General features: G+C 77.9%; 7 protein-coding genes. 3 read left to right on the top strand and 4 right to left on the bottom strand.

Going from position 1 to position 7593, the window contains the following annotated elements; all coding sequences use genetic code 11:
• Positions 1 to 136 precede the first annotated feature (136 nt).
• On the bottom strand, positions 137 to 1192 hold the full coding sequence (gene zapE / locus AC3WUG_RS11110) for a cell division protein ZapE (RefSeq protein WP_492327714.1): 1056 nt from the start codon (positions 1190 to 1192) through the stop codon (positions 137 to 139).
• 31 nt (positions 1193 to 1223) lie between these two features.
• On the opposite strand from zapE, the gene AC3WUG_RS11105 reads away from it, so the two are divergent.
• The 3 genes from AC3WUG_RS11105 (at position 1224) to AC3WUG_RS11095 (ending at position 5035) form a co-directional block, all read left to right on the top strand.
• On the top strand, positions 1224 to 2015 hold the full coding sequence (locus tag AC3WUG_RS11105) for a dihydrofolate reductase family protein (RefSeq protein WP_492327713.1): 792 nt from the start codon (positions 1224 to 1226) through the stop codon (positions 2013 to 2015).
• 60 nt (positions 2016 to 2075) lie between these two features.
• On the top strand, positions 2076 to 2561 hold the full coding sequence (locus AC3WUG_RS11100; RefSeq protein ID WP_239194266.1) for a hypothetical protein: 486 nt from the start codon (positions 2076 to 2078) through the stop codon (positions 2559 to 2561).
• Positions 2562 to 2644: 83 nt separating this feature from the next.
• Positions 2645 to 5035: a helix-turn-helix transcriptional regulator gene (locus AC3WUG_RS11095; protein WP_492327712.1), complete on the top strand. Its 2391-nt coding sequence runs from the start codon at positions 2645 to 2647 to the stop codon at positions 5033 to 5035.
• Positions 5036 to 5104: 69 nt separating this feature from the next.
• Here AC3WUG_RS11095 and AC3WUG_RS11090 read toward each other — a convergent pair whose 3' ends face one another.
• From AC3WUG_RS11090 to AC3WUG_RS11080, 3 genes are read right to left on the bottom strand one after another with little or no spacing between them, the layout of a single operon-like run.
• A complete protein-coding gene (locus tag AC3WUG_RS11090) occupies positions 5105 to 5377 on the bottom strand; it encodes a ferredoxin family protein (RefSeq protein ID WP_492327711.1) in 273 nt (90 codons plus the stop codon).
• An 11-nt stretch (positions 5378 to 5388) separates the two neighbouring features.
• Positions 5389 to 6681 (bottom strand): FAD-dependent oxidoreductase, encoded by a 1293-nt coding sequence (locus tag AC3WUG_RS11085; protein ID WP_492327710.1) that lies wholly within the window; start codon positions 6679 to 6681, stop codon positions 5389 to 5391.
• Positions 6678 to 7583 carry an electron transfer flavoprotein subunit alpha/FixB family protein gene (locus AC3WUG_RS11080; RefSeq protein ID WP_492327709.1) on the bottom strand — a complete coding sequence of 302 codons (906 nt, stop codon included), beginning with the start codon at positions 7581 to 7583 and terminating at the stop codon, positions 6678 to 6680. The genes AC3WUG_RS11085 and AC3WUG_RS11080 overlap by 4 nt, the downstream gene beginning before the upstream one ends.
• Positions 7584 to 7593: the final 10 nt, after the last annotated feature.

Here is a 7593-nt window from a genome sequence, read left to right as displayed (position 1 = left end):
GGGGTCCCTTCTTGGCGGACCCTCTCTCGTCCGACAGTGGAACGTCGTGACCGACACGCCGTCGGCGTGTTGGTCACGACGTTCCACCGTGAGGGAACGCGGGCGGCCCGGGACCGGACCGCGAGCGCTCCGGGGGTCAGCCGCGGGCCGCGGCCTCCTGGCGGCCGCGCTCCGCGAGGGCGCCCAGGCGGGACAGCGCGCGGTAGTACTTCTTCCGGTACCCGCCGGCGAGCATCTGCTCGGTGAACAGCGCGGACTCCCCCGCGCCGCCGAGCAGCACCGGCACGTCCCGGTCGTACAGCCGGTCCACCAGCGACACCAGCCGCAGCGCGACGTCCTGGTCCGGCACCGGCCCGACCCCGGTCAGCCCGACGAGCCCGACCCCGTCCAGCAGCGCCCCGTACCGCGAGGCGTGCACCGTCGACAGGTGCGCGAGCAGGTCGCCGAAGTCGTCCAGCGTCGCGCCGGCGACCCCCGCGGCCGCCGCCCGCACGGCGTCGTCGTCCAGGCCGGGTGCGTCGGTGACCGCCTCGCGCCGCCGGTAGTCCTGCCCGTCGATCCGCAGCACCTCGAACCGGTCGGAGAGGTCCTGGATCTCCCGGAGGAAGTCGTCGGCCGCGAACCGGCCCTCGCCGAGCGACTCGGGCAGCGTGTTCGACGTCGCCGCGAGCGCCACGCCCCGGTCGGTGAGCTCGCGCAGCAGCCGGGACATCAGCACGGTGTCGCCGGGGTCGTCGAGCTCGAACTCGTCGATGCAGACGAGCTTCCGGGTGGCCAGCGCGTCGACGGTGGGCCGGAACCCGAGCGCGCCGACCAGGTTGGTCCACTCGACGAACGTCCCGTACGCCGCCGCCTCGGGGCCCACGGCCGCGGCCAGCGACGCCAGCAGGTGGGTCTTGCCGACGCCGAACCCGCCGTCGAGGTACACCGCGGGCACCGCGGCGGGCCTGCGCCGCAGCCGGCTCAGCAGGCCGCCGGAGCCGCCCGCGCCGGTCAGCGTGGTCGCGACCTCGCGCAGCCGGGCCACGGCGGCGGCCTGGCTCGGGTACTCCGGGTCGGGCCGGTAGGTGTCGAAGGACTCGCCGGCGAAGTGCGGCGGCGGGACGCGCTCCGCCAGCAGGCGGTCGCGGCCGACGTCGGGGCGCCGGGAGGTCAGGCTGGCCGTCGTCGGCGTGGCGGGGCTCGGGCTCACGGCCGCACAGCCTACGACTAGCCTGACCGCCATGCCCCGCGAGCTCCCGCCCCTGGACGTGCTGCTGCCCCTCGACCGCGCCGGCGCGACGCTGGCCCCCGAGGCCGGCGAGCCCGCGCTGCACGGCCTGTACGCCCACCCGGAGCCCGCGCCCGGCCGGCCCGCCGCGGTGCGCGCGAACATGATCGCCACCGTCGACGGCTCCGCCCAGGGCCCCGACGGCCGGTCCCGCAGCATCAACGGCCCCGCGGACTGGCGGGTGTTCCGGGTCATGCGCGCGGTGGCCGACGTGGTGCTCGTCGGCGCCGGGACCGCCCGCGCCGAGGGGTACACGCCGCTGTCCGTCCCCGCCGACCTGCGCGCGGCCCGTGCCGCCCGCGGACAGGCGCCCGACCTCGAGCTCGCCCTGGTGACGGCGTCCGGCGAGCTGCCGGAGGGCCTGCGCGGCACCGACCGGCCGCCGTACGTCGTCACCGTCGCCGCGAACCCGCGGCTCGCCGACCTGCGCGCCGAGCTGGGCGACGACCGGGTCCTGGTGGCCGGCGAGCACGACGTCGACCTCGCCGCGGCGCTCGCCACGCTGGCCGACCGCGGCCTGACCCGCGTGCTCGCCGAGGGCGGTCCGCGCCTGCTGACCGACCTCGTGCGGGCCGGGCTGGTGGACGAGCTCTGCCTGACGACGAGCCCGCTGGTCGTCGGCGGGCCGGGCCTGCGCGCGGTGCAGGGCCCCGCGTGGCTCGACCCGCTGCCGGCCCGCCCGGCCCACCTGCTGCACAGCGGCGGGATGCTGCTCGGGCGCTGGGTCCTCGGCGCGGCCGGCTGACCCCGGGGCGCGCGGCCGCCTGACCGGGTGAGCAGCGCCGACGCCCGCTAGGGTCGAGCCGTGACCGACACGATCCTGGTCCTCACGGAGGACACCCTCGCCGCCGCCGACGTCGCGCACATCGTCTCGCTGCACGACGGCGAGCAGCTGCAGTACCGCGTGCTCGTCCCCGCCGACACCGAGCGCAACGTGCTCGTGTCGCTCGTCGACCAGCTCAGCCTGGGCGAGCTCCGCGAGGCGCTCGACACCGTCCTGGGCCGCGAGCCGGAGCCGACCGAGGCGACCGCCGACGCCGCCGAGCAGCTCGCCGACAGCCTGGCCGCGTTCGCCGACGCCGGCGTGAGCGCGTCCGGGACGGTCGTCGACGACGACCCGCTGCCCGCGCTGCGCGCCGCCGTCGCGTCCGAGGGCGCCCGCGAGGTGGTCGTCGTGACCTACCCGCACGCGCTGGAGGACACGTTCCACCGCGACTGGGCGTCCCGCGCCCGCGAGGAGCTGCACGTGCCGGTGCTGCACCTGTACTCGGGGACGTCCGAGCTGGGCTGAGGCCGAGGGGACCCGTGGTGAGGCCCCCGCTGCCCGGACCTAGGGCACGGATCGGGCCGCCGACCCGCCGGTAGCGTGGCGGCGTGACCGCCGCCGCCCCCCACCCCGAGCAGGTCGGGCACGTCGTCGCGTACCTGCAGGACGCCATGCACGTGCACGTGGCCGGTCTGCGCGCCTCCGGCCGGTCCGCCGTGGTCGCGCACGTCACCGACCGGCTGGCGGCACTCGGCGTGTCCACAGTGGCCGTACGGGGCATCCGGGCGCTGCGCGACCGGCCGCTCGGCGCGCTCGCGGTGGCCGGCGTCCCGATGGCCAGCACGCCGCACCAGCTGCGGCTCCTGACCTCCGCGGTGGACGGGCTCGTCGAGCGTCTCGGCTCCCCGTCGTCCGTCCTGCTGGTCGACGACGCCGACGAGCTGGACAGCGTGTCGATGGCCGCGATCGTCGCCGCGCAGGCCCGGCTCGGCGCCCGGGTCCTGACCACCAGCCGCCCCGCCGCGCACCCCGGGATGCTCACCGACGAGCTGCAGCCGGCCGCGCGGATCGTCCTCGACCCGCTGCCGTTCACCGAGGTGCACCGGCTGCTGCACGCGCGGCTCGGCCGGGCGGTGGAGCCGACGACGGTCGCGCGGGTCGCGGCGGCCTCCGGCGGCCTGCCGGGACTGGTCGTGGCGCTGGTGGACACGGCCCGGCGGGAGAACCGCCTGGTGCTCCGGGACGGCGTCTGGCGCGCCCGGGGCAGCCTGTGGACGACGGCGCTCACCCAGGCGGTCGACCCGTTCCTCACCGAGCTGTCGGACGACGACCGCGACGCGCTGACCACGCTGTCCTTCGCCGGCACCGTCGACCTGCCCACCGCCGACGACCTGGTGGGCACCGAGCGGCTCACCCGGCTGGACGAGTCCGGCCTGCTGCAGGTGGTCTCGGACGGCGACCGGGCGCTGGTCGGGGTGTTCCCGGCGCTGGTGGCCGACTACCTCGTGCACGAGAGCGCGACGACCCGCGGCCTGCTGGCCTCGGCGCGGATCGGCGGCGCGCGCGAGCGGCACGCGTCCCCCGAGGTGCCCGTGGGTGCGCGCACCGCCACGCCGGTCGTCGCGCGGCTGTTCGCCGAGCACTGGGAGCGGCGGCGCCGGTCGCTGCACCAGCGGTGGCGCGCCGAGCCGCGCGACGCGAACCTGGCCGCCGACCTGGTCGAGGCGATGCAGCTCACGCACGCCAGGCCGCACGAGATCGCGGACGTGCTGGCCGGCGCCGGGCTGGCGGAGGACTCCCCCGTGCTGGCCCCGGTGACCGGGCACCGGCACCTGCCGCCGGACGTCCTGGCCGCCGCGGACCCGGACCTGGCGCGCGCGGCGCGGGCCGAGGCGGCGGTCGCGGAGGGCCGTGCCGTGACCGCCCTCGACCTGCTGGACGGATTCGTCCCGGCCGATCCTCGGGTGCGCCGGGTGGCGGACACCGCGCGCGGGCTCGCCCTGCTCTACACGTGCGACGTGGCCGGTGCGGTGTCGACCGCGCTGGCGGGTGTGGAGCGCGCCCGGCAGGAGCTGGACCCCCTGGGGATGCTCGCGCACTCCACCGTAGCGGGCCTCGCGCTCGCCGTGCAGGGCCGGGCCCTGGACCTGGAGGGGCTGGTCGGGGACGCACTGGCCCTCGTCGCGGGCTGCCCGCACGAACCGCACCTGCGCACCGGGCTGACGGCGCTCGCCGCGGAGTCGGCGACCTGGCAGGGCCGGCGGGAGTTCGCCGACTCCCTGGTCGCCCAGGCGGGGCCGATGACCGGGACCCCCGGCCCGCACCCGTACCAGGACGCGGCGCTGATCGCCCCGCTGACCCGGGACGACGACGACCCCGCGGTCGCCGCGGCCGGCGCGGACAGGATCTGGCGCGTGGCCCAGGAGCGGCTCGCCGCGGGCTACCGTCCCGCGGGCGTCCTGGCGGGCGTGCTCGCCGTCGACCGGTTCCCCGACCCGCGCCGGGCGGCCCGGCTGCGCGAGGTGGCGGCGCAGTGCGAGGCACCGATGCTCGGCCACCTCGCGGACTACGCGGTCGCGGTCGCGTCCGGCGACCCCGCGCAGCTGGCGGAGATGGAGCCGGTGCTGCACGCGGCGGGGCTGCGCCAGTTCGCGGTCCGGGCCGCGGTGGCGCGGGCGGTCCGGCTGCTCGCCGACGGGCAGCCGGCGGCGGCGGTCGCCCGGGCGGACAGCGCGTGGAGCCAGGGCGGCCTGCGCGGCCGCGACCTGTGCGGCCTGTTCCTGCCGTTCGACCGCGCGGTGCGGCTGACCGCCCGGGAGCGGGAGGTGGCGGTGCTGGTGGCGCGCGGGCTGTCCTCCCCCGAGATCGCCACCCGCATGGTGCTCAGCGCGCGCACGGTGGAGCACCACATCCTGTCGGCCTGCCGGAAGGTCGGCGTGAACTCGCGCGACGGCCTGGCGCGCGCGGCCCGCACCTGGCTGACCTGCACCCAGCGCTGACCCCCACGGGGTCCGCCCCTGGTGCCGCGCGGCGGGCGGGCGCACCGCCGGCACCCGCCGCGCGACCGCTCACCCCTCGCGGAACGCGATGCCCATGCCCCCGCGCGGGTAGAACCAGGTCAGCACCCCGGGGTCGGCGACCGCGAGGCACGCCCCGCACTCGAGGCACGCGGCGTGCTCGACGCCGATCGTGCCGTCCGTCTCGCGGGTGTAGACCTTCGCCGGGCAGACCGCGATGATCCGGTCGCCGCTGCCGGTGGCCCGGGCCAGGTCCTGGTCGACCCGGATGTGCGACTCCTCCTCGTCGGTCAGGTAGCTGTTCGCGGCGAGCCGCTCGGTCACCGGTGGGATCCTCACAGCGCCCGCACCCCCGCCAGCCCGTCGGCCACCAGGTCGCGCACCCGGACGCCGGACCGCCGCAGCTCGCCGAGGGCGACGGTGCGCAGGTGCCGCCGCGGGCGCAGGTCGTGGTCGTAGACCGCGCGGAGGACGTCACCGAGCAGCGGCCCGTAGTCCTGGTACATCCGTCCCCTCTCCAGGAAGGCCGGCGCCTTCGCGTAGGTACGCAGGTCCCTCCCGGTGGTCGACGCCAGCAGCGCCTCCCGGTAGCCGGCGAGCCCGCGTGCGCTGACGTCGCCGGCGGTGAGCGCGGCGTCCACCGCGTCCGCGGCGACGAGGCCGGACTCGGCGGCCAGGTCCATGCCGCGCACCGTCAGGCCGGTGTTGAGCGTCAGCCCGGCGGCGTCCCCGACCACCACCATGCCGTCGCAGGCCACCTCGCCGAGCATGTCGAGGCCGCCCTCGGCGACCAGGTGGCTGCCGTACTCGACCAGGCGGCCGCCCGCGAGCAGCGGGGCGAGGGCCGGGTGCCCGAGGAAGTGCTCGAAGATCTCGGCGGAGTCCGCGCCGCGCGCCACCAGGTCGTCCAGCCGGAGCACGACCCCGACGGAGAGCGACTCCCGGTTGGTGTAGAGGAAGCCGCCGCCCGCGATGCCGCGGGTGCAGTCCCCCACGACGGCGTGGGCCGCGCCCTCGCCGTCCCCGACGCCGAACCGGTCCTCGATCGTCGCGGCCGGCAGCGCCACGACGCCCTTCACCCCGAGCGCCAGGTGGTGGGTCGGCGGCGGGCGCCGCAGCCCGGCGGACCGGGCGAGGAACGAGTTCACCCCGTCCGCGGCGACCACGACCCGCGCGGTCAGCTCCTCGTCCCCGGCCCGCACGCCGGTGACCCGGCCGCCGGAGCGCAGCACGCCGTCCACACGGACGCCCGCGAGCAGGTCGACCCCCGCCTCCTCGCACTGCGCGCCCAGCCACTCGTCGAGGTGCGCGCGCAGCACGGTGACGGCGTTCACCGGGTCGGCCAGGCGCCCGTCACGGTAGTCGACCGCGACCGCGGAGTCGGCGTTGAGGAACTGGACGACGTTGCGAGTGATGCGCCGCTCCACCGGGGCGCTGTCCAGCAGGTCGGGGAACACCCGCTGGAGCGACCGGCAGTAGAGCACGCCGCCCGACAGGTTCTTGCTGCCGGGGGCGACGCCGCGCTCGACCAGGATCACGGACCGACCGGCGCGGGCGAGCCGGTACGCGGCGACGCAGCCCGCGATACCCGCGCCGACCACGACGACGTCGACGTCGGGCTCGGTCATGCCAGTGCCTCGGTCAGCGCGGGCACGACGGCGTAGAGGTCGCCGACCAGGCAGAAGTCGGCCTCCGCCGCGTACGGACACCCGGGGTCGCTGTTGACGACGACGACGGTGCCCGCGCCGCGGGCGCCCACGGCGTGCTGCAGCTGGCCGGACACGCCCACCGCCAGGTACAGATCCGGGGCGACCTGCTGACCGGTGACCCCGACGTACCGGTCGTGCGGGAACCAGCCGACGCCCTCGGCCAGCGGGCGCGAGCACGCCAGCTCGGCGCCCAGGCGCTCCGCGAGCTCCTCCAGGAGCCCGAGGTCCTCCCGGGCGCGCAGCCCGCGGCCCACCGCGACGATCCGGTTCGCCCGGCCGAGGTCGGCCGCCGCCCGATCGGCGGTCCGCTGCTCGGTGACGGCGAGGCCGGCGACGGCGACCGTGGCAGCCTCGCTCACCGGCGCGCCGGCCCCGTCGCCGGTCGGAGCGGTGCCGCCCTCGGCGACCAGGACGGCGGTGCCGGTCACCCGCTCGGTGCGCACGGCCACGCCGCCGGCCACCGGCCGGGTCACGTCCACCGTGCCGGCCGCGTCGTCGGCGGTGACCGCCGTCACCCCGCTCAGGGCGGGGGCGCCGAGCCGCGCCGCGACCGCGCCGGCCAGGACCCGCTCGGCGGGGCGCGCGGCCGCCAGGACCACCGCGGGCGGGGCGGCGGCGACCAGGTCTGCCACCGCGCCGGCCGCGGCCTCGGCGGGCAGCCCGTCGGCGAGCGGCACCCAGGTCACGGCGGCCACGCCCGGGGCGGCGGCCACCGCGTCGGCGGCGGCCCGGTCCCCCACCACCACGGCGGCCACCGGGGCGGGCGCCAGCGCGAGCAGGCCCGCGACCCGCGGGTCCGTGGTCAGGACGATCGTGCTCATGGTGCTCTCC

This window comes from Cellulomonas sp. EB106-03-03-XG116, assembly GCF_058792015.1.
Note: the sequence above shows the minus strand (reverse complement) of the source record. Positions and strands in the feature narration are given on the sequence as shown.